Raw genomic sequence first — 23,117 nt, 5'->3', positions numbered from 1 at the left:
ACGGGTCCGTGACCGACGCCCCCACCCCGCTGACCTTCCGCGACTCCGGCGCGGGGTGGCACCTGCGGCCGCGGCGCCGCTACCTCCTGCTGGTCGGGGCGATCCTGGTGGCGGTCGTCCTCGCGCTCGCCGCTCTGCGCGCCCTGGTGCAGGGCAAGGCCCTGGCCGCGGTGCTGCTGGCGGTCTTCGCCGTGGCCGTCGCCGCGATCCCGTTCAGCAACTCGCGGCGCCGCCTGCCGCCCACGACGTACGACGGTCCGGAGGGCCGCGGCACCCTGCTGCCGATCCACGCGGTGCGGGTGCTCACGATCCTGGCGCTCGTGGTCTTCGGCCTGTTGCTCGTGCTGGCGCCGGTCATGGCGCTGGAGGCGGTCCTCGAGGACGGCGGTGGCGACCGTGTGTTCGGGCTGGTCATCTCGGTGTTCGTCCTGCTGCTCGGCCTGCTCCTGCTCGTCGGGGCCTACGGCGGCGTGCGCAGCCGGCTCGCGCCGTCGAAGGGGATCCTGCTGACCCCGACCCAGGTCGTCCTGCGCACCCAGGCCGAGCCGATGTCGTTCGGCTGGGAGGCGCTGCGCGGCGTCTGGCCGCACTGGACCCGGCAGCGGAGCGCGCTGGACCTGATCCCCTCTCCCGAGGACCCCATCCACAACTGGCTGTCCTTCGAGGTGGCGCCTGGCGCCGTGCAGGGCGTCAACGCGCTGGGGGCCATGGCCGGCACCCAGGACCCGACCCTCGACGCCGAGAAGATCGCCAGCGACCCCGACGCGGTGGTGGCCCTCTGCCGGTTCTACCTCGCGGAGCCGGAGGCGCGCGCCGAGCTCGGCACGCCGGCGGCGCTGGCGCGCTTCCGCGACCTGGTCCAGCCCGTCCGCTGACCCTGGTCGTCGAGGAGGTCGCCGGGCCGCAGCCCCAGGGCGTGCTCGATGTCGCCCGGTGAGGCGTCGGGGAGATGTGGCCCCACGGCCTCGACGATCTGGCGCCAGTGGCCGCGGAGCGTGGACGACGACACGAAGAGGGCGCGGGCGAGCTGGGCGTAGGTGAGTCCACGCGCCCGGCCTCCGAGGACATGGCGCTGCCGGTCGGTCAGCAGGGTCAGGTGGTCACGCTCGCGCAGGGTCCCGAGGATCTCAAGGACGGGCGCGGGCGCCACGAGCCGCCCGTCGGCGAGGGCGGCCAGCGCCTCGGGGAGCTCTGGCAGCGGCAGGGACTTCGACACCACCCCGCGTGCTCCGGCCGCCAGGCACGAGGCGAGCACGAACGGCCGCTCCTCGCGCGTGTAGAGGCACACGTCGTAGCCCGCGGCGGTGAGCGCCGCGACCGCCGCGACGCCGTGCAGCGCGGTCGGCTGGCGGTGGTTGCGCAGGTGCACCTCGAGCAGCACGAACGGCACCGCCGGGGCGGCGTCGAGCAGGTCCTCCACGCAGCCGTGCGCCGAGACGACCGCGCCCTCCGGGAGGAGGGCGGCGGCCGCCGCACGCACGGCGGTGGCGTCGTCGACCAGGGAGACGCGGCGCGGGCGGGAGGGCTCCATGCCGACCACGATCGCGTCGGCAAGGCATCGCGCGTGGACTCCTGGTGGCGCTCAGGTGACCGCGAGCCCAACACTCGTCGGCCCGCCCATCTCTGCGCTTTTGTCGGTTCTCCTGAGGGCTCGCGACGGGTTCGCTGGTGGCACCCCCCGCCTCCGTCCGAAGGACCCACCACCGTGTCCCTGGTCTCGTTCGACCGCTCCCTGTCCCGCCGCGCCGTCGTGGGAGCCGGTGCGGTCGCCGCCTCGGCGATCGCGCTGAGCCCGGCCCTGGTCTCGTCGGCGTCGGCCCGCACGGGCCGCGCCCTGTCGGCCGCCCGGGCGGGGACGCTCGACCTGCTCACCGACCCCTTCCTCCAGGCGCCGACGGCCGACGGGGTCTCGGTGGTGTGGATGACCGAGTACGCCGGCTCCGGCCACGCGCTGGTGGTGGGCGAGGCCGTGGGTGCCCTCACGGACGCGCAGCTGCTGGCCGCCGCGGCCGGAACCCCGACGCCCGGTGTGCGGGTCTTCCCGGCCGCCTCCTTCCGGCTGTCGCGCGTCGTCGAGGACGCCGCGTCCAACGTGCCCGTCAAGCCGACCACGATGACGCCCCGCGAGGTGCACCGGCACGAGGCCGTGGCGACCGGACTGGGCGGCCGCACGCCGTACCGGATCGTGAGCGCGGACGCCGGCGCCTTCGGTGCCTCGGGCACCTTCGAGCTGGCCCCGGCGCCGAAGCCGGGAGCGCGCACCAAGATCCTGCTCACCAGCGACCACCAGGCGATGGTCAACACCCCCGCCAACCTCCAGCTGGCCAAGGCGACGATCGGCACCATCGACGCGGTCTTCCTCGCCGGCGACCTCGTCAACGTCCCCGACCGGGCCTCGGAGTGGTTCGACGACACCCGCGGCAGCGGCTTCTTCCCCGCGCTCCAGGGCCGCGGCGGCCGGGTGTCGACGGGGGGCCGCTCCTACGTCGGCGGCGAGATCCTCCAGTCGGCCGTGCTCTACCCGGCGATCGGCAACCACGAGGTCCAGGGCCGCGTCGACGGGACGACGGCTCTCAACCTCAACAACCCGGTGCCTCGCGAGGTCGCGGAGCGGCGCTACCGCGAGGTCGTGGCGACGGTGAACCCCACCGGCGACCCGGCGGTCAAGGAGCAGTGGCTGGAGGACAACTCCTGGAGCACGACCACCTACGAGGAGATCTTCTCCCTCCCGGAGGACTCGCCCGGCGGGAAGAGGTACTACGCCACGACGGTCGGCGACGTCCGGCTGATCAGCCTGTTCTCCACCCGGATCTGGCGCAGCGCCACCGCCAACACGCTGCCGGCCGACCGCACCGCGACCAGCCGCTACCAGGAGTCGGCAGCGACGCTGGCCGACCCGATGGCCCAGGGCTACGGCGAGTTCGTGTTCGAGTCGCTCGCCTCCGGCAGCGAGCAGTACCGGTGGCTGGAGCAGGAGCTGGCGAGCGAGGAGTTCCGGCGCGCCAAGATCACGGTCGTGGTGCTGCACGAGGGTCCCCAGGGCCTCGGCGACAACATCATGCCGGTCTTCGCCGAGCCCGACCGGATCGAGACCCGCGACGCCCTGGGTGCGCTCACCTCGGTGCGCTACGAGTACCACCCCAGCGACAACATGCTGCTGCACGACCTGCAGCCGCTGCTCGAGGAGGCCGGCACCGACCTGGTGCTCAACGGGCACAGCCACCTGTGGAACCGCTACCGCTCGGAGAGCGGCACCAACTGGCTGGAGACCTCCAACACCGGCAACACCTACGGCGCCTTCGACGGACTGTCCAACCGGGTGCGGCCGCTCCCGCCGGCGCCGTGGAACGCCGACAACTACCTCGCGCTCGGCAACCCCGGCGGCCTCGAGCCGATCCTGCCGTCGGTCAAGCCGTTCACCAACCCCGACGGGCTGCCGCTCCCGTTCGTCCAGAGCAACGACCTGTGCGTCTTCACCGCGCTCGACACCGAGACCCGCACCGTCACCAGCTGGGTCTACGACGTCAAGCAACCGGACACCGCGCCGTGGGTGATCGACGAGTTCACGGTCGGCCGCGGTGCCACGGTCATGACCGCGTCGGCGACCATGACCGGCACCGACGGCGTGCGCGTCGCCGGCACCGTCCGCTCGGACACGCCTGCGACCGGCACGGTGGTCATCAGCGACGGAGGCCAGGAGCTGGCGCGCGCCACGGTCACGGGCGGCACGTTCGCGACGACGCTGCCGGCCGGCGTGCTGGACGTCGGCGGCCACTCGCTGGGCCTGGTGTTCGACCGGACCCGCACCCACCTCGCGACCTCGATGACGCTCGCGGTCACCGTGCCCGACCCCGACGCCCCGGCGCCCGCCCCTCCGGCGCGCACCGTGGTCACCGCCAGCGTGCTCAAGCTCCTGCGCACGCAGGTCCGGATCGCGGTCCGCGTGCAGTCGGGGGACGGCCCCGCCTCCGGACGGGTCGAGATCCGCCGCCAGAACGGGGACCTCGTACGACGCGCCCGGCTGCGCCGCGGCCGGGCCGTCGTGAGCGTCCCGCGCCGCAAGCTCGGTCAGGGGCAGCAGACCCTCCGGGTCGTCTACCCGGGCTCCAGCTCGGTCGGGCGGTCGGTCGGCACCGTGACGTTCAGGCTCCCTCGGCGCTGAGCCACATCTCGAAGCTCGGGCCGCGCAGGAGGGCGTCCGGTCCCGGCAGCATGGCGCCGTTGGTCAGGCTGGCGGGCGCCGCCTCGGGCTCGACGACGGTGTCGGCGCCGCGGTGGGCGACGAGGCGGCGCACCTGGTCGACCAGGCTCTCCCGCTGCGGGCCGGCCAGCTCGACGTCGGCCGGCACGGCGCCGGTCGCGACGTCCAGGAGGAGCCGGACGATCTCGGCGGTCGCGACCGGCTGGGTCGGCACGTCGATGATGTGGGCGACGCCGTCCTGGGTGTTCCACTCGAGCATCTGCGCGGCGAAGTCGAGGAACTGGGTGGCCCGCAGGACCACGACGCCCGGGGCGGTCTCGCGGTAGACCCGCTCCTGGGTGAGCTTGGCGACGTAGTAGTCGTAGTCGGGGCTGCGGTCGACGCCGACGATCGAGAGCACCACGGTGCGGCCGACGCCGGCGGCGGTGGCCGCGGTGCCGACGTTGCGGGCCACGGCCGGGAAGAACGTCGCCGCCTGGTCGAGCGGGCAGGCGGTGACGTCGACGACGGCGTCGGCGCCCGCGAGGGCGGCCTCGAGCTCGGGGCCGGGGGCGAGCAGGTCGAACCCGGTCTCCCGGGCGACCTCCACGACCTCATGGCCCTCCTGGCGGGCGAGGGCGGTCAGCTGGGACCCGATGCGGCCGGTGGCACCGGCGACGGCGATCTTCATGCGATTCTCCTGGGGTTCATTAACGCGGATAAGTTGTATCCGCGATTAGATCACGAACGCGGACAGTTGTCATCCACGTATTCGCGTAGGGTGGGAGGCATGAAGATGTCGGCCGGCGTGGAGTGGGCGATCCACTGCTGCGTGGTGCTCAGCCAGGCCGACGGACCGGTGCCGGCGCCGCGGCTGGCGGAGTTCCACGGCATCTCGCGGACCTACCTCGCCAAGCACCTGCAGGCCCTGTCGCGCGCCGGGCTGGTCAGCTCCACCGAGGGGCGGGTGGGCGGCTACGTGCTCACGCGGCCGGCCGATCGGGTCACGGTGCTGGACATCGTGCTGGCGGTCGACGGAAGCGAGCCGGCGTTCCGCTGCACCGAGATCCGGCAGAACGGCCCGCTGCCCGCCGGACCCGAGGCCTGCACCCGACCCTGCGGGGTGGCCCGCGTGATGCATGCGGCCGAGCAGGCCTGGCGCGCCTCGCTGAAGGACGTGACCGTCGCCGACCTGGCCGAGAGCGTCACCGCCGACGTGGGGGCCGGGACGTTCCCCGCGCTGCGCGACTGGCTGGCGGGCTAGGACCTCCAGGCCGCCCAGGCCAGGCAGGCGAGCGACGCGGTGGAGGTGACCGCCCGCAGCGCGTTGAGCCGCACCCACGCCGTCTCGAAGTCCGCGCGCACGCCGGTCTCGGCCAGGGCGTCGTTGAGCGGCACGTTGCCGGCCACCGTGATGACGAAGGTCGCCAGTGCCAGGCCGGCGGCGGCCAGCGCCCAGGGCCGCACCGGCGCGTCGACGGCCAGCGCGGCCGCGACCGCGAGCACCGGGGCGCCGAGGAAGCTCGCCATGAAGACCGGGTTGACGATGGCGACGTTCATCTCCTGCACCGCGTGGACGAAGGTCTGGTCGTCGACCCGGGCCAGTCCCGGCATCACGCCGGACGCCCAGGTGTAGTAAGTGCCGGCCTGGAGGCCGGCCGTGAGGGTGGCGCCGAGCAGGAGGGGGCCGCGCAGCGGCTCGAGGACGTCGATCATGGCTCCATCCCAGCGCCCGCGCCGCAGACGGTCCATCGCCGAGAGCGCCCGATCCATACCTGAGCGTCTACGGTGGCGTCATGGACGTCCTCACCGGCCTGCTGGACGGGCCGCGGGCGCGCAACGCCTTCCTGCTGCGCTGCCTGATGGAGCCGCCGTGGGCGGTGCGCCTCGAGGACGAGGCGCCGCTCTCGGTCACGGCCGTCGTGCGGGGCCGGATGTGGCTGGCGCCGGACGGAGGCCCGGCCACGCTGCTCGGACCCGGCGACATCGCCCTGCTGCGCGGCCCCGGTCACGCCACCATCGCCGATGACCTCGACACCCCACCGCAGGCGGTCATCCTGCCGGGCCAGGTCTGTCGGGCCCCCGACGGGCGGATGCTGGCCGAGGAGATGCACCAGGGCCTGCGCAGCTGGGGCAACAGCCCCGCCGGCAGCACCGTGCTGCTCACCGGCGCCCACCTGGTCGAGTCGGCGGTCAGCCGCCGGCTGCTGCGCGCCCTCCCGCCGGTGCTGGTGCTGCCGGAGTCCGAGCTCGGGCTGCCGCTGGTCGCGCTGCTGGGCGAGGAGATGGGCCACGACCGGCCCGGTCAGGAGGCGGTGCTCGACCGGCTCCTCGACCTGCTCGTGATCAGCGTGGTGCGGGCGTGGTTCGCCCGCCCCGAGGCCGACCCGCCGCGCTGGTACGCCGGTCACGCCGACCCGGTCGTGGGCCCGGCCCTGCGGCTGCTGCAGCACCACCCCGAGCACCCGTGGACCGTCGGCGGCCTGGCCGAGCGGGTGGGCGCCTCGCGGGCGGCGTTCGCGCGCAGGTTCACCGAGCTGGTCGGCGAGCCGCCGATGGCGTTCCTGACCGACTGGCGGCTCACGCTGGCCGCCGACCTGCTGCTCCAGCCCGACGCCACGGTGGGCTCGGTGGCGAGGGAGGTCGGCTACGCGACGCCGTTCGCGCTGAGCACGGCGTTCAAGCGGGAGCGCGGCGTCAGCCCGCGCGAGCACCGCGCTCAGGCCGCGAGCGGGGAGACGTCCACGGTCTCGGCGATCGCCTCGAACACGTCGCAGTAGTCCCAGTAGTCCTCGCGCGCCACCGAGCAGGTCAGCGTCACGCCGACCGAGCCGGTGCGCCAGGCCCACTGGTCGCAGAGCAGGTCGGCGGCGCCGAGACGGTAGGCGAAGCGCCGGTAGGCGACGTCGTGCCCGAAGAGGTCGTAGACGTCCTCGTCCTCCAGGTCGAAGTCGTCGAGCCGCGCCGCCAGCTCGCGCATCGCCTCCGCCCGCCACTCCTCCAGCGGCTGCTCGACGCTCACGCAGGTCAGGGTCAGCTCGGGGCGTACGCCGCTCGCGGGCAGCGCCGCGGCGCGCGCGGCGACCAGCACGCCGTGGTCCGGGTCCCGGCGTCGGCGCCAGGTGGGCGGCAGCGCGATCTCGAGGTCGGTGACGGGGTTCGACATGCCCGGAGGCTGCTCGCCGCGGCACCCCCGTGAAACCCGGGCCCCTCCCGCCTGTGGAGGGGAGCGTGGATCACCGGATCGTGCCGACCCCGGGCACCAGTGGCAGGTCCAGCGCGGTGACCCAGCCGGCCGGCAGGTCGTTGACGGCCGGTACGGCGTTCAGGGCGCGCAGCCCGGTGGCCAGGCAGCCGGCGACCGCGGGCGAGCGGCCCGACCCGTCGGTGAACCGGAAGGACGTCTCCTGGCTGATCGAGGGTGATCCGGTGATGTCGACGCGGTAGACGTCGTCCTGCGAGCCGGCCGGCCACTCGGGGGCGGCGTCGAGCCCGATCCGGTTGACGTGCTCGAGCGAGATGACCTCGCGCCCGGCGAGGACGCCGTTGATCGTGAAGCGGATCGCGGCGACGTTGCCGGCCGCGATCACGCCCTTGGCGGTGGGACGGTCGGTGGGCGTCGCCCACTTCTCCCAGGTCGTGGTGATGTCGTCGAGCTCGATGCCCGCGGCGTGCGCGATCATCGGCACCGTCGCGCCCCACGCCATGATCAGCAGCTCGGGGATCTCCAGCAGGGGGGTGAACTCCGGCGGCCGGCCGATGCCCATCTCGTCCTCGTAGTCGCCCTCGTAGTCGGTGTAGTCGAGCAGCTCGGAGGCGCGCACCGACTGCACCTCGCCGCACAGCCCCATGAGGGTCAGCGGGAACAGGTCGTTGGCGAAGCCGGGGTCGATGCCGGTGGTGAAGATCGAGGCGCCGCCCTCCACGCAGGCGGCCGTGATCGGGTCGACCCAGGCCGCCGGCGTCTGGGTCATGCCCGGCCACACCCACGGCGTCATCGCGGTGGAGCACACGTCGATGCCGGCGCGGAGGAACGCGCCCATCACCCGGATGTTGTCGTCGGCGTACTGCGCGGTCGGCCCGTAGTGCACGAGCGCGTCGGGCCGCAGCGCGACGAGCTCCTCGACGGAGTCGGTCGCGACGACGCCGACGGGCTCGAGCCCGCAGATCTCCCCGACGTCGCGGCCGACCTTGGCGGGGTTGCTGACGCCGACGCCCACCAGCTCGAAGACGGGGCTCCGCACGATCTCGGCGATCACCATCGAGCCGACGACGCCGGTGCCCCAGACCACGACGCGCTTCTTCTCGTGCCTCATCGGTCGAAGGCTCCTCGTACGTCGGTCTCGGTGAGGCCGTAGTCGGCCAGGTCGTAGGAGTGGGACGGCTTGGCGGAGCCCGACCTCGACTCCCGGTCGATCTCGGTCACGGCCCGCTCCGCCTCGGGCGTCCAGTCCAGCCCGAACTGCTCGTAGACGCCGCGCACCGTGCCGAGCGGGTCGGAGACGAGGTCGGAGAAGGCGACGTCGGCGAACTGCGCCTGGTCGTAGGCCGGCCGCGCGTCGTGGAAGGCGTGGTAGGCCCGCGACCACAGGTCCAGCTGGGTGCGGCCGACCACGTCGCCGACGTATGTCGTGGAGTGGCCGAGCGTGGTCTCGGCCGACAGCGAGCAGGAGGAGGCGATGCAGACGACCGGGTCGCGGTGCGTGTAGACGACGAGCGCGTCCGGGTAGACCGTCATCAGTGCGTCGAGGGCGGTCATGTGCGAGGGGTTCTTGAGCACCCAGCGCTTGTCGGTGTCGTTGAGCCCGACGAGCTGGAGGTTCTCCTTGTGGCGCGCGTAGGCGTCGGTCCAGTCCTGGCCGGCCAGCCACTCGGTGTAGCGCGGCACGTGGGCCAGCGACTCGTAGGAGTTGGACTTGCCGGTCTGGCGCAGCAGCCGCCAGCACTCCTCGACGGTGGTCGCGTCCATGTAGTGGATCCCCATGAACTCCGGCGACTCGACGTGGTGGGCGGAGAACGCCTGCTGCATGGCGGTGAAGATCGGGTCGGACTCCCAGGTGTCACGCGGCGGCCGGGGCTGGGGATACTGCGTCAGCCACATCTCGAGCCCCTGCGCGGTCGGGTCCGCGTGAAGGTAGCGGTGCAGCGCGGTGGTGCCGGTGCGGGGCAGGCCCATCAGGAAGATCGGCCGCTCGATGGGCACGTCGCGGTGCTCCGGGTGCGCCGCCAGCTGGGCCTGCGTGAGCAGCACCCCGACCAGCGCCGACTTCACCTCCGAGCGCTGGAAGTAGTTGCCGCGCGGCGTCAGCCCGGCCTCGGGTGAGGACAGGTCCTCGGTGAGGACCCGCAGCCCCTCCTCGTGAGCCGTGCCGCCGAAGTCGGACAGCCCGGTCGTGCGCACGGCGGCCGCGACGATGTCGTCGTAGGAGCCGACGTCGGGACGCTCGCGCACCATGATGTTGTCGCTCATGTCAGCTGTGGAACTCTCCGCAGTCGACGGTGAGCATCTGGCCCGTGACCGCGGAGGCCAGGTCGCTGGCGAGGAAGAGCGTCGCGCGGGCGACCTCCTCCGACGACGCCAGCCGCTTGAGGTCGGTCGGGGCGGCCTTCTCGGCGTAGACCTCCTCGTGGGTCTTCTCCTCGACGGCCGCCAGGAAGTCGAAGTAGCCGCGGTTGACGTCCTCGTAGATGTAGGACGGCGCGACGCTGTTGACGCGGATGCCGCGCGGGCCGAGCTCGGTCGCGAGCGACGAGGCGAGGTGCTCGAGCGCGCCCTTGGAGAGCTTGTAGCCGGCGTACTCCGGCTGCGAGCTGAACGAGACGCAGGAGTTGAGCATGATCAGCGAGCCCCTGCTCTCGGCGAGCGCGTCGGCGAACAGCGCCGAGAGCCGCAGCGGGGCGAACACGTTGGTCTCGTTGACCTTGGCGAGCTTGCGCGGCGAGATCTGGGTGATCGGGTCCATCGGCGGGATCGTGAACGCGTTGTTGATGACGCAGTCGACGCGCCCGAACGCCTCGAGCGTCCGGTCGCGCAGGTTGACCCGCGAGTCCTCGTCGGTCACGTCGGTCACCACGCTGACGACCTTGCCGCCGTGGCCCTCGAGCTCGGCCTGCAGGGCGAGCAGCCGGGACTCGGTGCGGCTGGCGATCACGAGGTCCGCGCCCATCTTGGCGGCCTCCTCGGCCAGCGACCGCCCCAGCCCGGGCCCGATCCCGGAGATCACGATGACCTTGCCCTGCAGCAGCGGCACGGGGGCGTAGCGCTCCTCGATCGAGGTGTCGTGGGCCTCGGCCAGTCCAAGCTCGCTCAACTGATCATCCTTCGGGCTACGGAGCGCTGTCGCGCGGCGATGCGCTCGGCGTACTCCTCGGTGGTGAGGGGGGTGAAGTGCGGGAGCAGGTCGGGTACGTCGGCGAGCTTGACGCGCTCGACCGTCGGTCCGTCGGCGTCCTGGGTGAGGTCGCGCTCGAGGCGCTGCCAGCGCAGCATCATCGAGCCGGTCCGGTGGCCGGTGGTCTCGAGCCAGTTGGCGATGGCGCGGCCCTCGCCGGCGGGGGAGCGCTCGGAGACGACGAAGCGCATGACGCCGTCGGGGTCCGTGACCGCCTGGGCCTTGGTGAGCGAGGTCTGGTGGGTCTCGTAGTCGGTGGAGGCGTACCAGTCGGACCCGACCTGGATGCCCTGGTAGCTGCAGTCGGTGCACTCCGGGACGCTCACCACCAGGGCCTCGTCCTCGGCCAGCTCGTAGTGGCCGATCGAGGAGCGCTGCGAGGCGAGCCCGCCGGGGGTCGACTGCGGAGCCGTGAGGGTGTTGACCGGCTCCTTGTACTGGAAGAACTGGGGGAAGGCGAACCACGTCTGGATGCTGCCGACCAGGCTGCGCGCCGCGACCTCGTACTTCTTGCGGAGCAGGTCCTGGGTGAGCGGGCGGGAGGGCTGCCCGAGGGTGTCGGGCCGCTCGATCGTGAGCAGGCCGCGCTCCTCGGTGTCCCAGTCGTTGAAGACCTCACGCACGATCATGGTCTTGGCGCCGGGCTCGGCGACGTAGGTGAACTCGAACGTGCCGTCGTCGGCGAGGTCGAGCTCGCGGTCGTCGAAGGCCAGCAGCGACGTCGCCGCGGAGTCGGCGGTGTAGGCGCCGCCCATGACCTGGAAGGACAGGTCGGCGCTGGTGCCGCGCCGCCCGCGCACGACGTACTCGACCCCCTCGCGGAGGAAGGCGTTGAAGTAGACGGCGTCGGGGTTGTCCAGCCCCTGGCGCGAGAACTGGTGCGTCGGGTTGACGAAGAGCGGCCGCTCGAGGTCGTAGTCGAACGCCATCTGCATGGCCATCCGGATCCGGCCCGACAGGTAGTCGTAGCCCTCGAGCCGGTCCTGCTCGGTGCGGATGAACGGCGCGTTGGCGACGAGCTCCTCCGCCTCGGCGATCGCGTCGCGCAGCGGCGCCGTCAGGTCGAGGGACTCGCTCATCCGGCGGCCCGGTGGATGATGTTCTCGGCGTACTTGTTCAGGTGGTCGATCTTGTCCTGCAGCGGCTCGGTGTCCGGACCCATGATGTAGGGCACGCGGAAGCCGACGATGCAGTCGGTGACGCCCTTGTCCTCCAGGCGCTTGATGCCGTCGAGGTCGTAGGCGTCGTAGGAGATGACGTGCACCTCGAAGTCGTCGCGGGTGTCGCCCTCCTCGCGGCGGATCTCCGCGAGGAGGGTCAGCAGCCGGTCGAGCTCCTCGCCGTCGCCGCCGGCGTGCATCCAGCCGTCGCCCTTGAGGACCGCGCGGCGCAGCGCGTTGTCGACGTGGCCGCCGACGAGCAGCGGGATCTTCTCGCTCGCGCCGGGGCACTGCTTGAGCTCGTCGACCTGGTAGAACTCGCCGTCGTAGCCGAAGAACTCGCCGGTCGTCAGGCCGCGCAGGATGTCCATGCACTCGTCCATGCGCTTGCCGCGCTTGGCCCAGTCGACGCCGAGGTTGGCGAAGTCCTCGGGCCACGGCGAGATGCCGACGCCCAGGCCGAGCCGGTTGTCGGAGAGGAAGGCCAGCGACGAGGCCTGCTTGGCGACGAGGACCGGCGGACGCACCGGCAGCTTGAGGACGAACGGCGTCAGCCGCAGCGTCGTGGTCACCGCGAAGAGGTGCGCGCAGAGCACCATCGTCTCGATGAACTCCTTGCCGTCGAGGAAGGCGCGGTCGCCGGTGTCGGTATAGGGGTACTTGGAGTCCGACTCCTTGGGGTAGATCAGGCTGTCGGCCACGGTCATGCTGGTGTAGCCGGCCGCCTCCGCGGCCTGGGCCAGCGGCGCGTAGAACGTCGCCTGGGTCATGGCCTCCGCGTAGGTGAATCGCATGGGCGACAGAGTAGAACGTGTTCCAGTTTTGTGCCAGAGTTCGACCGTGGACCTCCAGATGCTGAGCGACCGGGCCGAGATCAACGACGTGCTCGTGCGCTACACCCGCGCGATCGACACCGGCGAGTGGGACCTGCTCGACAAGGTGTTCGCCCCCGGCGCGCAGATCGACTACACCGAGTCCGGCGGGATCGCGGCGGCGTACGCCGAGGTCAAGCCGTGGCTGGCCGAGATGCTGCCGGCGTTCTTCCCCAAGCGGATGCACACGCTGGGCCAGCTGGACATCCAGGTCGACGGCGACGCCGCCACGTGCTCGGCGTACTTCCACAACCCGATGCCGATGGACGACGGGGCCGGCGGGGAGAAGATCGTGGAGTTCGGCGGCATCTACCACCACACGCTCGTGCGCACGGCGGACGGCTGGCGCAGCGAGCGGCTGCACGAGCAGGTCGTCTGGAAGCGCGGCCTCTGAGACCGAGCGGCCGACCTGCGCGTTTGGTCCCCTTGGTCGCGTCCCCGACAATGGGGCCAGCGCACCACCATCCAGGGAGACCGCCGTGGCCGACGAAGACCGCCCCGACCGTGAGGGGCACCCCGTTGTCTCGGGAGTCCTCGCGCTCGTGGGCGTGGCGCTGGCCATCGGTCTGGTGCTCGGCGGTGGCGCTCTGTTCGCCGCGCGGGTGCTCAACCTGAGTGGCGGCGACACCGCCAGCGACGGCGGCACCCCCGGCAGCGGCGAGACGATGTACCTGCCCACCCCCTCGCCCACCGAGAAGGACACCGGGCCCAAGATCACGCTGGCCCCCGACCCGGGCGACACCTCGGGGGGGCCGTCCTCGACCGCCTCCCAGGAGCCCGAGGACAAGATCTCGCTGACGTCCGACTCCTCCGAGGTCGGCTCCATGGACCGCATCTACCTCCGGGGCACCTACCCCGGCGGCGAGGGCGCGATCCTGCAGGTGCAGCAGTGGGAGGGTGGCGCGTGGGGGATCTTCCCGGTGACGGCCTCGGTGAGCAACGAGACGTTCACGACCTACATCCAGACCAGCCAGCAGGGCAAGAACCGCTTCCGCGTGGTCGACACCGACAGCGGCGAGGCGTCCAACGAGATCCGCGTGACCATCAGCTGAGCGGTGCCCGAGGGCGCTGCTGCCCGGCCACGACGCCGCCGAGGACCAGGGCCATGCCGAGGGCCTGCGGCCAGCCGAAGAGCTCGCCGGCGACCGCCACGCCGAGCGCCGTGCCGACGACGGGGTTGAGCAGGCCGACGAGCGACACGGCTCCGGCCGGCATCCGCGCGAGCCCGTGGAACCAGCACACGTAGGCCAGGACGGTGCCGACGCCGCCGAGCCAGAGGAAGCCGCCCGCGGCGGAGAGGTCGACCGGGGGCGGGGCGCCCTCGACGAGCAGGGCGACGGGCACCAGGGCCAGGCCGCCGACGACCAGCTGCCACGAGACGAGGGTGAGCAGGTCGACGGGGGCGGGCCAGCGCTTGACCATCACGAACCCCAGCGCCGAGACCGCCACCGAGCCGAAGGCCCCGACCAGCCCCAGCGTCGACACCGAGCCGGGGGAGCGGAGTACCAGCAGCGCCACGCCGACGAGCCCGACCAGCGCGGCCAGCACGCGGCGGCGGCCGGGCCGCTCCCGGAGCAGCACCCAGGCCAACGCCATCACGGCCAGCGGCGACGTCGCCTGCAGCGTCGAGGCCAGCCCGCCGGGCAGCTCGTAGGCGGCGAGGAAGAGCAGCGGGAAGAACAGGCCGATGTTGCACAGGCCCAGCAGCACCGCCTTCCACCACCACTCGCCGTGGGGGAGCCGGCGGCGCACCCCGAGCAGCAGCAGCCCGGCCGGCAGCGCCCGCACGGCCGCGGCGAACAGGGGCCGGTCCGGCGGCAGCAGCCGCTCGGTGACCAGGTAGGTCGTCCCCCAGGCGAGAGGCGCGACGCTGACGACGAGGACGGTGCGCCAGGAAGTAGTTTCCATGGAAGACATAATATCTTCCCGGTAAGATATATTCCAGGCATGGCGTCCGAACCACGGGAGGAGCCCGACCACGTCGGGCGGATCATGGCCCAGTGGGCCGTCGAGCGACCCGAGGTCGACGTGTCCCCGCAGGGGGTCATCGGGCGGCTGCACCGGCTCGCGGTCCGCCTCGACGAGGAGCTCCGCCCGGTCTTCGCCGCCGCGGGCCTCTCCGACGGCGACTTCGACGTCCTGGCCGCGCTGCGCCGCGCCGGTGCGCCGTACGAGCTGACGCCGGGGCAGATCGCCCGGACCACGATGGTCACCTCCGGTGCGGTGACCAAGCGCCTCGACCGGCTGCAGGGGGCCGGACTGGTGCTGCGCCAGACCCGTGAGGACGACGGCCGCGGCCGGCGGGTGCGCCTGACCGACCGGGGCCGGGAGCTCGTCGACGAGACCTTCGAGCGCCACATGGCCAACGAACGTCGCCTGGTCGGCCTACTCGACGAGCCGGACCGCCGCGAGCTCGCGCGGCTGCTGGAGGCGTGGGGTCGCGCGCTCGACGCGTGAGACGATCGCCGGCATGAGCGCCCGCCGCCTGTCCGCCGTGCTCGTGGCCGGGGTCCTGGTCGCGGGGCTCGCCGGGTGTGGCGACGAGGAGGCCTCGCCCGCACCGGATCCGGAGCGCGAGCCGACGCCGTCCGAGGTCGCCGCCGAGCTGAGGATGGTCGTCGCGACCAGCCGCGAGGCGGCCCCGGACTCCTTGGTGCTGCAGCAGTTCCGCGAGCTCGACTGCGCGGCGCCGCCGAAGGTCGCGTCCCCGCAGGAGCCGACGGCGGCGTGCGACGCGGCCGGCACGAAGTACAGCCTCGAGCCGGCCGGGGTCGTCGGCGGCGTCGAGTCGGCCGTCGCGAGCCCCGACGCCGGCGCCGGCCCCTCGGTCGAGGTGGTGCTGGACGCCGAGGCGTCGGCCGCGCTGGCCGACCTGACCGACGGCCCGCCCGGACGTCAGGTCGCCGTCGTGCTCGACGGTCAGGTGGTCGCGGCGCCGACGGTCCAGGAGCAGCTCACCGACGGGCGACTGCAGGTCGTCGGTGGGCTCACCGAGGCCTCGGCCCAGGCGCTGGCCGACCGACTGACCGGCCGCGCCTGAGCCTGCTGGGTCAGCTGGGGATCCAGTCCATGCGCTCGGGGTTGGGGCCGATCCGGCCCTCCTCGCCCTGGTCGAGACGGCGGATGGCCTCGACCTCGTCGGGGGAGAGCTGGAAGTCGAAGATCTCGAAGTTCTCGCGCATGCGCTCCTCGCGCATCGACTTGGGGAAGACCACGTCGCCGCGCTCGATGTGCCAGCGCAGCGTGACCTGCGACGGCGTCTTGCCGTAGCGCTCGGCGATGCCCTGGATGACGTCGTCGTCCATCACCTTGCCCTGGGCGATCGGCGACCAGGCCTCGACCGTGATGCCGCGCTCGTGGGAGGCGGCGCGCACCTCGTCGTTGGCGAGGTAGGGGTGGGCCTCGATCTGGTTGACGACCGGCAGCACGCCGGTCGCGTCGATGATCTGGGCGAGGTGCTCGTCGTGGAAGTTGGACACGCCCACCGAGCGCAGCCGCCCGTCCTCCTTCAGCTCGATCATCGCCTTCCACGTCGAGACGAAGTCGCCGTCGTAGCGCGTCGGCAGCGGCCAGTGGATGAGGAACAGGTCGACGTACTCGAGGCCGAGGCGCTCGAAGGACTCGTCGAAGCTGCGCCGGACGTCGTCGGGGCGGTGGTTGTTGTTGTTGAGCTTCGTCGTGACGTAGAGCTCCTCGCGGGCGATGCCCGAGGCGGCGATGCCCTGCCCGACGCCCTCCTCGTTGCCGTACATCTGCGCCGTGTCCAGGTGGCGGTAGCCGACCTTCAGCGCGGTCTGCACCGTCTCCGCGGTCTCCTCGGGCGGCACCTGGAAGACGCCGAAGCCCAGCTGGGGGATGGTGGTCTGGTCGTTCAGGGTGATGGTGGGGACGGTCATAGGGAGTAGTTACCCGTCGCGGCGGCGCGGTATTCCATGATGGTCCGATGGAGTTCATCGACTACGACACCCGGCTGGCGGCGTACGCCGTCGTGGTGGACGACCAGGACCGGGTGCTGCTCGCGCTCTGGAACGAGGCGGCGCAGCCGCAGTGGACGATGCCCGGCGGCGGTGTCGACCTCCACGAGCAGGCCGCCGACGGCGCGGTGCGCGAGCTCCTCGAGGAGACCGGCTACGACGTCGAGCTGGTCCGGCTCCTCGGCGTCGACTCCTACGTCATCCCGCCCGAGCGGCGCCACCTCGACACCACCCGCCCGATGAAGGCGGTCCGCGTCGTCTACGAGGCGCGCGTGGTCGGCGGCGAGCTCACCCGCGAGGTCGACGGCACCACCGACGAGGCGCGCTGGTTCCCCCTGGCCGAGGTGGCCGACCTGCCCCGCGTCGGTCTGGTCGACATCGCCCTCGACCTCTGGCGCGCCCGTCCCGGTGGTTGAGGTGCGAGCGGAGCGGGCCTCGAAACCTCTCCTCTGGTCCGCTGTCACCTCTTGACGATCGAACATGTGTTCGGTTAGTATGGACCATGTCCATCTCGCAGCCCGACCGGTCCGGTGACACGCCGGTCGAGGACGCGACCCCCTCGCAGCTCCTGGCGCGGGTGCGTGACGCGCGCGGCCGCGCCAGTGACGCCGAGGTCGAGCTGCTCCGCCTGGCCGTGGCGTGGGCCCACGCCCACCCCGAGACGCCCGGCGACGACACCTGGCACGCGCCGCGCGCGACGGCGTTCGACGACGGCAGCCCGTCCGACGAGGCGCCGGTCGAGGAGCACGAGTGGTTCGGGGTCCCCGCCGTCCGGTGGGACGCGCCGGCCGCGTTCGCCGCGGCCAACGCGATGTCGACCGCGGCCGGTCGTGCCTTCCTGCGCGACGCCCTGGTGCTGACCCACCGCCTCCCACGCATCTACCGCCGCGTCCTGGCCGGCGAGGTCCCGGTCTGGCGGGCCCGCCGCGTCGCGCAGGCCGTCCTCGGCAAGCCTCAGGACGTCACCACCTACGTCGACCAGGAGGTCGCGCCGGTCGCCGACCAGGTCGGCACGGTCACGCTCGACCACGTCCTGGACCGGGCGATGACCCTGCTCTACCCCGAGCAGCGCGAGCTCGACCAGCTCGAGGCCCTCGACGCCCGCCACGCGACCCTGCACGAGGAGTCCCTCAACCACACCGGCGTCGCCGACATGACCCTGCGCGCCGACTGGGCCGACCTCAAGGACTTCGACCGCGGCCTCTCCCTGGTCGCCGCGGCGCTCAAGCGCGACGGGTCCACCGACTCCCTCGACGTGCGGCGATCGGTCGCGATCGGGATCCTCGCCGACCCCGCCCGTGCTCTCGCCCTCATCAACGGCGAGGAGCCGCCCGCGCCCACCAAGGAGGTCGTGGCCTACGTCCACCTCACCGACCAGAGCCTGGCCGGGTGCGACCCCACGGGCGTCGACGAGACCGGACGCACCTGGCTCGAGGAGACCTTCCGGTCGTGGTGCTCACGCACCGACCGGTTCGTCACCGTGCGGCCCGTGATCGACCTCAACGACCACCCCGACACCCCGTGCGGACGCCACGACGGGACCTCGACCTACGCCCCGTCCACCCTCATCGCCGAGACGGTGCGCCTGCGCGACCGGACCTGCGTCTTCCCTCACTGCACCCGCCGTGCCCGGGTCTGCGACCTCGACCACGTCGTCGCCCACGCCGAGGGTGGCCCCACCTGCGAGTGCAACCTCGCGCCCCTGTGCCGACATCACCACCGCCTCAAGACCCACGCCGGCTGGACCTACCGACCCGCCGGACCCGGCGTCTACCTGTGGCGCGACCCCCACGGCCAGCTCTTCCTGACCGACCGCATCGGCACCCGTGACCTCACCGACCTCGCAGCCCTCCCTCACCTCGCCGACACCGGCTGAGCGTCGGCGCGCCGGTCTACGGTGCGGTCATGACCTACCCCGAGCCCCCGTTGAACGGTTCCGAGGCGGACACGCTCGTCGGATCCCTCGAGCGCCAGCGCGCCACGTTCGCCTGGAAGTGCGCCGACCTCGACCACGCCGGGCTGCGCGCGACGGTCGGGTCGTCGACGGTCAGCCTCGGCGGACTGCTGAAGCACCTCGCCCGCATGGAGGACCTCAACTTCACCCACGTGCTCGCCGGACGGCCGCTGCCGCCGCCGTGGCGTGACGTCGACCCGGACGACGAGGAGGGCTGGGAGCGGACGTCGGCCACCGATGACGACCCCGAGGACCTGCGGCAGCTCTGGGAGGGCGCCCTCGCCCGCTCGCGCGACGCGGTCACCGAGGCGCTGGCCGAGGGTGGGCCCGGCCACCTCTTCCGGATGCCCAGCGGCACCGAGGTCAGCCTGCGGCGGCTGCTGGTCGACATGGTCGAGGAGTACGCACGCCACACCGGCCACGCCGACCTGATCCGCGAGTCCGTGGACGGGCGCGTCGGCGAGGACCCGCCCGGCGGGTCGCACCCCTATACGTCCTGACGGGAGCCGTCAGCCGCGCCAGCGTCGCTGCAGCTTCGCTACGAGCGAGTCGCGAAGGGCCGGCTCCGTGAAGCCCCCGACCAGGAGACCGGACAGGATCTGCAGGCGACGCAGGTCGCGACAGTCCTCCAGTCGTCCCTGGTCGAGCGTGCCGGGGTAGGCGTTGATCGCGTCGTCGGCCAGTGTCAGCGAGGCGAGGTCCCACTCGACCGGGCCGACACACACGTCCTCGAAGTCCGTCCACCGGGGGCCGGCGGGTGTGACCAGCACGTTGCCCGTGTGGGCATCGCCGTGGAGCGGGCGGAGGGGCCAGGTCAGAGCCAGGGGGACGAGCTCGGCGGCCGCTCGGTGCAGCACGGGGTCATCGAAGCGCTCGAGGGCGGTGGCGATGTCGGTGAGGGGGCCGACCAGGGTCGGCAGGGGTGCCTCGTACGTGGCCAGGATCGCGTGGAGGCCGCCCAGCATCACTCCGAAGTCGGACCCCGAGACGGTCGAGGGGGTGTGCTCGACCCACTCCCAGAGCGACACGTCGATCCCGTCGACCGTGTGGGGACCGGGGTCGATCCACGGAGCCACCACGTGGGCGTGCCGCGACGCGAGGAACCGGCCCACGGCAACCTCGCGCTCCAGCCAAGGACGCGGGCGGGGCCGCAGGTCCTGTCCCGCCGTGACCACCCGGCTGACGACGGGGTGCGGGTGCAGACGTACGCGCACGCTGTAGCCCTCGGCGATGACCTCGGGATCCCCTACGTGCAAGCCGACGGCTCTCGCGACGGCGACGGACGCCGCCACCGCTTCATCGGTCGTCGGGAACGCGGCGCTCACGTGATGAGCCCGTGCGCGCGGAACATCCGCTCGTAGATCTCGCGCACGACCGCTGACTTGTGGCGGTTGTAGTCCATGCCGTGCCCGCCGACCGCGTTGGTGGCGACGGCGGCCTCGCGCTTGGCGGCGGCGTAGCGGTCGCGGTCCTCGGGGTGGGCGACCAGCCAGTCGCGGAACATGAGGTGCCGCACGACCTCGGGACAGTCGGGGCCGAAGACGTGGAGGTAGGCCCTGGGTGCGGCGAGGACGAGCAGGCGGTGCTCGTGCCACCACGGCTCGCGGATCGTGTGCACGAAGCCCGCCGCCACCAGCGCCGGCAGGTAGGCAGCCTCGTCGGCGGGCTCGGCGACGACGAGGTCGACGTCGATGACCGGCTTGGCCGGGAGCCCCGGAACGGAGGTCGAGCCGACGTGGTGCAGCTCGAGCACGCGGGCTCCGAGCGCACCGCGGACCAGCGCGTCCACCTCGGCGAACGACGCCGGCCAGGCGGTGTCGTGGTCCGCCACCTCGATCTCGTACGGCGTCTGACGGTGCGGCGGCACCCACGGGTCGGCGCCCGGGGGTGCTGAGTCGTGGTGGTGGCGGACGATCTCCGCGGCGGTCGGCACCCCGCCAGCGAAACATCTCGCCGCACCGGGAACAAGCACCCCTCGACGCCCGTTGACACCCGTAGACGGAAGTTGAGTTGAGTCGACTCAAGTTCCCTGCCAGACTGAGACCCACAGTCTTCAACCCAGGCCCCACCGGGCCACATCATGGAGGTAACAACTCATGGCACGTGCTGTCGGCATCGACCTCGGTACGACGAACAGCGTCGTCGCGGTCCTCGAAGGTGGCGAGCCCACCGTCATCGCCAACGCCGAAGGTGCCCGCACCACTCCCTCGGTCGTCGCGTTCGCGAAGTCCGGCGAGGTGCTGGTCGGCGAGGTCGCCAAGCGTCAGGCGGTCACCAACGTGGACCGCACCATCCGCTCCGTCAAGCGCCACATGGGCACCGACTGGAAGCAGAAGATCGACGACAAGGACTTCACCCCGCAGCAGATCAGCGCCTTCGTGCTGCAGAAGCTCAAGCGCGACGCGGAGGCCTACCTCGGCGAGACGGTGACCGACGCGGTCATCACCGTCCCGGCGTACTTCTCCGACGCGCAGCGTCAGGCGACGAAGGAGGCCGGCGAGATCGCGGGCCTCAACGTCAGCCGCATCGTCAACGAGCCCACCGCAGCCGCCCTGGCCTACGGCCTCGACAAGGGCGACGATCAGACGATCCTGGTCTTCGACCTCGGTGGTGGCACGTTCGACGTGTCGCTGCTCGAGATCGGCGAGGGCGTCGTCGAGGTCAAGGCGACCTCCGGCGACAACCACCTCGGTGGCGACGACTGGGACAACCGCGTCGTCGAGTGGATGGTCAAGAAGTTCAAGGACAACAACGGCGTCGACCTCGCGGCCGACAAGATCGCCAAGCAGCGCCTCCAGGAGGCCGCAGAGAAGGCCAAGATCGAGCTGTCGTCCTCGAGCGAGACCACGGTCCACCTGCCCTACATCACCCACGGCGAGTCCGGCCCGCTGCACTTCGAGGAGCGGCTGACCCGCAGCGAGTTCCAGAAGCTCACCTCCGACCTGCTCGACCGCACCAAGGCGCCGTTCCAGAACGTCCTCAAGGACGGTGGCGTCGCGATCGACAAGATCGACCACGTCGTGCTCGTCGGCGGCTCCACCCGCATGCCGGCCGTGACCGAGCTCGTCACCGAGCTCCTCGGCGGCAAGCAGCCCAACAAGGGCGTCAACCCCGACGAGGTCGTCGCCGTCGGCGCCGCGCTCCAGGCCGGCGTGCTCAAGGGCGAGGTCAAGGACGTCCTGCTGCTCGACGTCACCCCGCTGTCGCTGGGCATCGAGACCAAGGGCGGCGTGATGACGACGCTCATCGAGCGCAACACCACGATCCCGACCAAGCGCTCGGAGATCTTCACGACCGCCGACGACAACCAGCCGTCGGTCGAGATCAAGGTCGCCCAGGGCGAGCGCCAGATGTGGGCGCAGAACCAGCCCCTCGGCAACTTCGAGCTCACCGGGCTCCCGCCGGCCCCGCGCGGCATCCCCAAGATCGAGGTCACCTTCGACATCGACGCCAACGGCATCGTGCAGGTCCACGCCAAGGACACCGCGTCCGGCAAGGAGCAGTCGATGACGATCTCCGGCGGCTCCGCGCTGTCGAAGGACGAGATCGACCGCATGGTCAAGGAGGCCGAGCAGTACGCCGAGGAGGACGCCAAGCGTCGCGAGACCGTCGAGGTCCGCAACCAGGCCGACCAGCTCGTCTACACGACCGAGAAGTTCCTCGCCGACAACGCCGAGAAGCTCCCCGAGGACGTCAAGACCGAGGTCCAGGCCGACGTCGACGCGCTGAAGGCGTCCCTCGAGGACGCCGAGGCGTCCCCCGAGACGCTGACGGCCGGGGTCTCCAAGCTCGGTGAGTCCAGCCAGAAGATGGGCGCGGCCATGTACGCCGCCGCGGAGGCCGAGCAGGCCGCCGCCGGTGGGTCCGACGGGTCGACGGGCGAGGGCGACGACGACGTCGTCGACGCCGAGATCGTGGACGAGGAGCCGGCTGCCGGCTCGGACGAGGCCACCGAGGGCGAGTCCAAGTGACCGACCCCCACGTGAGCCCCGACGAGGAGCCGGTGGAGTCCTTCGGCGACGCCGCCTCGGAGATGGCCAACGAGACCGAGGTCGAGGAGGAGCCGACCCAGGCTGCCTCCTCGGCCCCGGCCGAGGGCGAGGTCATCGCGCAGGACGAGCTCGTGGTGACGCAGATGGCGCTCGCCGAGCGGACCGCCGACCTGCAGCGGCTGCAGGCCGAGTTCCTCAACTACAAGCGCCGCGTCGAGCGCGACCGCGACCTGCTGCGGGAGAACGCCACCTACGCCGTGCTGGCCCCGATCACCGAGGTGCTCGACACCATCGACCGGGCCCGCGAGCACGACGAGCTCGACGGCGGCTTCAAGGCCGTCGCCGAGCAGCTGGAGCGGATCGTGTCGGGCCTCGGCCTGACCCGCTTCGGCGCGGTGGGCGACGCGTTCGACCCGACGGTCCACGAGGCCCTCTCCCACATCGGCGAGGACCCCGACGTCACCGTGACGACGTGCAAGGTGATCGCCAAGGCCGGCTACAAGATCGGCGACCGCGTGGTCCGCGCGGCGCAGGTGCTCGTCGTCGACCCGGCGAGCACGACCGAGACCGAGGAGTAGGGAAGGAGGTGTGCG

General features: G+C 72.1%; 26 protein-coding genes. 13 read left to right on the top strand and 13 right to left on the bottom strand.

Annotated features, from left to right (window positions below; all coding sequences use genetic code 11):
• Window positions 1–8 precede the first annotated feature (8 nt).
• A complete protein-coding gene (locus E4622_RS11315; RefSeq protein WP_134740281.1) occupies window positions 9–875 on the top strand; it encodes a hypothetical protein in 867 nt (288 codons plus the stop codon).
• Here E4622_RS11315 and E4622_RS11310 read toward each other — a convergent pair.
• Entirely contained in the window at window positions 788–1,531 is a 744-nt protein-coding gene (locus tag E4622_RS11310; RefSeq protein WP_134740280.1) for a response regulator transcription factor, read from the bottom strand. The genes E4622_RS11315 and E4622_RS11310 overlap by 88 nt on opposite strands.
• 174 nt (window positions 1,532–1,705) lie before the next feature.
• Here E4622_RS11310 and E4622_RS11305 point away from each other — a divergent pair, with 174 nt between their 5' ends.
• On the top strand, window positions 1,706–4,162 hold the full coding sequence (locus tag E4622_RS11305; RefSeq protein ID WP_209021877.1) for a metallophosphoesterase: 2,457 nt from the start codon (window positions 1,706–1,708) through the stop codon (window positions 4,160–4,162).
• On the opposite strand, the gene E4622_RS11300 is transcribed toward E4622_RS11305, so the two are convergent.
• Window positions 4,143–4,871: an NAD(P)H-binding protein gene (locus E4622_RS11300; RefSeq protein WP_134740279.1), complete on the bottom strand. Its 729-nt coding sequence runs from the start codon at window positions 4,869–4,871 to the stop codon at window positions 4,143–4,145. The genes E4622_RS11305 and E4622_RS11300 overlap by 20 nt on opposite strands.
• A gap of 99 nt (window positions 4,872–4,970) precedes the next feature.
• On the opposite strand from E4622_RS11300, the gene E4622_RS11295 reads away from it, so the two are divergent.
• On the top strand, window positions 4,971–5,444 hold the full coding sequence (locus E4622_RS11295; protein WP_134740278.1) for an Rrf2 family transcriptional regulator: 474 nt from the start codon (window positions 4,971–4,973) through the stop codon (window positions 5,442–5,444).
• On the opposite strand, the gene E4622_RS11290 is transcribed toward E4622_RS11295, so the two are convergent.
• Entirely contained in the window at window positions 5,441–5,896 is a 456-nt protein-coding gene (locus E4622_RS11290) for an anthrone oxygenase family protein (protein WP_209021876.1), read from the bottom strand. The two genes, E4622_RS11295 and E4622_RS11290, sit on opposite strands and share 4 nt — an antisense overlap.
• Window positions 5,897–5,976: 80 nt before the next feature.
• Between E4622_RS11290 and E4622_RS11285 the strand changes: the two genes are divergently transcribed.
• The gene (locus E4622_RS11285) at window positions 5,977–6,960 is read left to right on the top strand and encodes an AraC family transcriptional regulator (RefSeq protein ID WP_134740277.1); all 984 of its coding nucleotides are present in this window, start codon (window positions 5,977–5,979) and stop codon (window positions 6,958–6,960) included.
• Here the strand turns inward: E4622_RS11285 and E4622_RS11280 are convergent.
• The 6 genes from E4622_RS11280 to E4622_RS11255 all read right to left on the bottom strand — a co-directional run bounded on the left by E4622_RS11280 (window position 6,900) and on the right by E4622_RS11255 (window position 12,526).
• A complete protein-coding gene (locus tag E4622_RS11280) occupies window positions 6,900–7,346 on the bottom strand; it encodes a hypothetical protein (protein WP_134740276.1) in 447 nt (148 codons plus the stop codon). The genes E4622_RS11285 and E4622_RS11280 overlap by 61 nt on opposite strands.
• A 70-nt stretch (window positions 7,347–7,416) precedes the next feature.
• Complete coding sequence (locus tag E4622_RS11275) at window positions 7,417–8,496, bottom strand: dihydrodipicolinate reductase (protein WP_134740275.1); 1,080 nt, start codon at window positions 8,494–8,496, stop codon at window positions 7,417–7,419.
• Window positions 8,493–9,650 carry a sulfotransferase gene (locus E4622_RS11270; protein WP_134740274.1) on the bottom strand — a complete coding sequence of 386 codons (1,158 nt, stop codon included), beginning with the start codon at window positions 9,648–9,650 and terminating at the stop codon, window positions 8,493–8,495. The genes E4622_RS11275 and E4622_RS11270 overlap by 4 nt, the downstream gene beginning before the upstream one ends.
• A gap of 1 nt (window position 9,651) precedes the next feature.
• Window positions 9,652–10,491, bottom strand: coding sequence for an SDR family oxidoreductase (locus E4622_RS11265; protein ID WP_209021875.1), 840 nt, complete (start codon window positions 10,489–10,491; stop codon window positions 9,652–9,654).
• Complete coding sequence (locus E4622_RS11260) at window positions 10,488–11,651, bottom strand: hypothetical protein (RefSeq protein ID WP_134740273.1); 1,164 nt, start codon at window positions 11,649–11,651, stop codon at window positions 10,488–10,490. Before E4622_RS11260 ends, E4622_RS11265 begins: the two co-directional genes overlap by 4 nt.
• The gene (locus E4622_RS11255) at window positions 11,648–12,526 is read right to left on the bottom strand and encodes a TIGR03619 family F420-dependent LLM class oxidoreductase (RefSeq protein WP_134740272.1); all 879 of its coding nucleotides are present in this window, start codon (window positions 12,524–12,526) and stop codon (window positions 11,648–11,650) included. Before E4622_RS11255 ends, E4622_RS11260 begins: the two co-directional genes overlap by 4 nt.
• 46 nt (window positions 12,527–12,572) lie before the next feature.
• Here E4622_RS11255 and E4622_RS11250 point away from each other — a divergent pair, with 46 nt between their 5' ends.
• Together E4622_RS11250 and E4622_RS11245 are read left to right on the top strand one after the other, a co-directional pair.
• Window positions 12,573–12,998 (top strand): nuclear transport factor 2 family protein, encoded by a 426-nt coding sequence (locus E4622_RS11250; protein ID WP_134740271.1) that lies wholly within the window; start codon window positions 12,573–12,575, stop codon window positions 12,996–12,998.
• Window positions 12,999–13,083: 85 nt separating this feature from the next.
• Entirely contained in the window at window positions 13,084–13,656 is a 573-nt protein-coding gene (locus E4622_RS11245) for a hypothetical protein (RefSeq protein ID WP_134740270.1), read from the top strand.
• On the opposite strand, the gene E4622_RS11240 is transcribed toward E4622_RS11245, so the two are convergent.
• Window positions 13,649–14,512: an EamA family transporter gene (locus tag E4622_RS11240; protein ID WP_209021874.1), complete on the bottom strand. Its 864-nt coding sequence runs from the start codon at window positions 14,510–14,512 to the stop codon at window positions 13,649–13,651. The genes E4622_RS11245 and E4622_RS11240 overlap by 8 nt on opposite strands.
• A gap of 39 nt (window positions 14,513–14,551) precedes the next feature.
• Here E4622_RS11240 and E4622_RS11235 point away from each other — a divergent pair, with 39 nt between their 5' ends.
• Window positions 14,552–15,061, top strand: a complete 510-nt coding sequence (locus E4622_RS11235; protein WP_134740268.1) for a MarR family transcriptional regulator — start codon at window positions 14,552–14,554, stop codon at window positions 15,059–15,061.
• Window positions 15,062–15,074: 13 nt separating this feature from the next.
• Window positions 15,075–15,644: a hypothetical protein gene (locus tag E4622_RS11230; RefSeq protein WP_134740267.1), complete on the top strand. Its 570-nt coding sequence runs from the start codon at window positions 15,075–15,077 to the stop codon at window positions 15,642–15,644.
• A gap of 10 nt (window positions 15,645–15,654) precedes the next feature.
• Here the strand turns inward: E4622_RS11230 and E4622_RS11225 are convergent, their stop codons facing one another.
• Window positions 15,655–16,500 (bottom strand): aldo/keto reductase, encoded by an 846-nt coding sequence (locus E4622_RS11225; protein ID WP_134740266.1) that lies wholly within the window; start codon window positions 16,498–16,500, stop codon window positions 15,655–15,657.
• A gap of 47 nt (window positions 16,501–16,547) precedes the next feature.
• Between E4622_RS11225 and E4622_RS11220 the strand changes: the two genes are divergently transcribed.
• The 3 genes from E4622_RS11220 to E4622_RS11210 all read left to right on the top strand — a co-directional run bounded on the left by E4622_RS11220 (window position 16,548) and on the right by E4622_RS11210 (window position 19,032).
• The gene (locus E4622_RS11220) at window positions 16,548–16,994 is read left to right on the top strand and encodes an NUDIX domain-containing protein (RefSeq protein ID WP_134740265.1); all 447 of its coding nucleotides are present in this window, start codon (window positions 16,548–16,550) and stop codon (window positions 16,992–16,994) included.
• Window positions 16,995–17,080: 86 nt separating this feature from the next.
• On the top strand, window positions 17,081–18,454 hold the full coding sequence (locus E4622_RS11215; protein ID WP_134740264.1) for an HNH endonuclease signature motif containing protein: 1,374 nt from the start codon (window positions 17,081–17,083) through the stop codon (window positions 18,452–18,454).
• 29 nt (window positions 18,455–18,483) lie between these two features.
• Complete coding sequence (locus E4622_RS11210; RefSeq protein ID WP_134740263.1) at window positions 18,484–19,032, top strand: DinB family protein; 549 nt, start codon at window positions 18,484–18,486, stop codon at window positions 19,030–19,032.
• Window positions 19,033–19,041: 9 nt separating this feature from the next.
• On the opposite strand, the gene E4622_RS11205 is transcribed toward E4622_RS11210, so the two are convergent.
• Together E4622_RS11205 and E4622_RS11200 are read right to left on the bottom strand one after the other, a co-directional pair.
• Window positions 19,042–19,788 (bottom strand): aminoglycoside phosphotransferase family protein, encoded by a 747-nt coding sequence (locus E4622_RS11205; protein ID WP_167736050.1) that lies wholly within the window; start codon window positions 19,786–19,788, stop codon window positions 19,042–19,044.
• Window positions 19,789–19,853: 65 nt separating this feature from the next.
• Window positions 19,854–20,465: a GrpB family protein gene (locus E4622_RS11200; RefSeq protein ID WP_134740261.1), complete on the bottom strand. Its 612-nt coding sequence runs from the start codon at window positions 20,463–20,465 to the stop codon at window positions 19,854–19,856.
• A gap of 163 nt (window positions 20,466–20,628) precedes the next feature.
• On the opposite strand from E4622_RS11200, the gene dnaK reads away from it, so the two are divergent.
• Both dnaK and grpE read left to right on the top strand, forming a co-directional pair.
• Window positions 20,629–22,503, top strand: coding sequence for a molecular chaperone DnaK (gene dnaK, locus E4622_RS11195; protein ID WP_134740260.1), 1,875 nt, complete (start codon window positions 20,629–20,631; stop codon window positions 22,501–22,503).
• Complete coding sequence (gene grpE / locus E4622_RS11190; RefSeq protein ID WP_245155986.1) at window positions 22,500–23,102, top strand: nucleotide exchange factor GrpE; 603 nt, start codon at window positions 22,500–22,502, stop codon at window positions 23,100–23,102. Before dnaK ends, grpE begins: the two co-directional genes overlap by 4 nt.
• The last annotated feature ends 15 nt before the right edge of the window (window positions 23,103–23,117 follow it).

Source organism: Nocardioides sp. 503 (assembly GCF_004522095.1).
Taxonomy (GTDB): domain Bacteria; phylum Actinomycetota; class Actinomycetes; order Propionibacteriales; family Nocardioidaceae; genus Nocardioides.
This window is presented reverse-complemented; position numbering and strand designations above follow the sequence as displayed.

Excerpts from the sequence above, each read along its gene's own strand:
- E4622_RS11300 (WP_134740279.1), bottom strand. The coding sequence starts at position 4,871 with ATGAAGATCGCCGTCGCCGGTGCCACCGGCCGCATCGGGTCCCAGCTG.
- E4622_RS11215 (WP_134740264.1), top strand. The coding sequence starts at position 17,081 with ATGTCCATCTCGCAGCCCGACCGGTCCGGTGACACGCCGGTCGAGGAC.
- E4622_RS11270 (WP_134740274.1), bottom strand. The coding sequence starts at position 9,650 with ATGAGCGACAACATCATGGTGCGCGAGCGTCCCGACGTCGGCTCCTAC.
- E4622_RS11290 (WP_209021876.1), bottom strand. The coding sequence starts at position 5,896 with ATGATCGACGTCCTCGAGCCGCTGCGCGGCCCCCTCCTGCTCGGCGCC.
- E4622_RS11235 (WP_134740268.1), top strand. The coding sequence starts at position 14,552 with ATGGCGTCCGAACCACGGGAGGAGCCCGACCACGTCGGGCGGATCATG.
- E4622_RS11260 (WP_134740273.1), bottom strand. The coding sequence starts at position 11,651 with ATGAGCGAGTCCCTCGACCTGACGGCGCCGCTGCGCGACGCGATCGCC.
- E4622_RS11275 (WP_134740275.1), bottom strand. The coding sequence starts at position 8,496 with ATGAGGCACGAGAAGAAGCGCGTCGTGGTCTGGGGCACCGGCGTCGTC.
- E4622_RS11310 (WP_134740280.1), bottom strand. The coding sequence starts at position 1,531 with ATGGAGCCCTCCCGCCCGCGCCGCGTCTCCCTGGTCGACGACGCCACC.
- E4622_RS11295 (WP_134740278.1), top strand. The coding sequence starts at position 4,971 with ATGAAGATGTCGGCCGGCGTGGAGTGGGCGATCCACTGCTGCGTGGTG.
- E4622_RS11240 (WP_209021874.1), bottom strand. The coding sequence starts at position 14,512 with ATGGAAACTACTTCCTGGCGCACCGTCCTCGTCGTCAGCGTCGCGCCT.
- E4622_RS11230 (WP_134740267.1), top strand. The coding sequence starts at position 15,075 with ATGAGCGCCCGCCGCCTGTCCGCCGTGCTCGTGGCCGGGGTCCTGGTC.
- dnaK (WP_134740260.1), top strand. The coding sequence starts at position 20,629 with ATGGCACGTGCTGTCGGCATCGACCTCGGTACGACGAACAGCGTCGTC.
- E4622_RS11255 (WP_134740272.1), bottom strand. The coding sequence starts at position 12,526 with ATGCGATTCACCTACGCGGAGGCCATGACCCAGGCGACGTTCTACGCG.
- E4622_RS11220 (WP_134740265.1), top strand. The coding sequence starts at position 16,548 with ATGGAGTTCATCGACTACGACACCCGGCTGGCGGCGTACGCCGTCGTG.
- E4622_RS11285 (WP_134740277.1), top strand. The coding sequence starts at position 5,977 with ATGGACGTCCTCACCGGCCTGCTGGACGGGCCGCGGGCGCGCAACGCC.
- E4622_RS11210 (WP_134740263.1), top strand. The coding sequence starts at position 18,484 with ATGACCTACCCCGAGCCCCCGTTGAACGGTTCCGAGGCGGACACGCTC.
- E4622_RS11280 (WP_134740276.1), bottom strand. The coding sequence starts at position 7,346 with ATGTCGAACCCCGTCACCGACCTCGAGATCGCGCTGCCGCCCACCTGG.
- E4622_RS11225 (WP_134740266.1), bottom strand. The coding sequence starts at position 16,500 with ATGACCGTCCCCACCATCACCCTGAACGACCAGACCACCATCCCCCAG.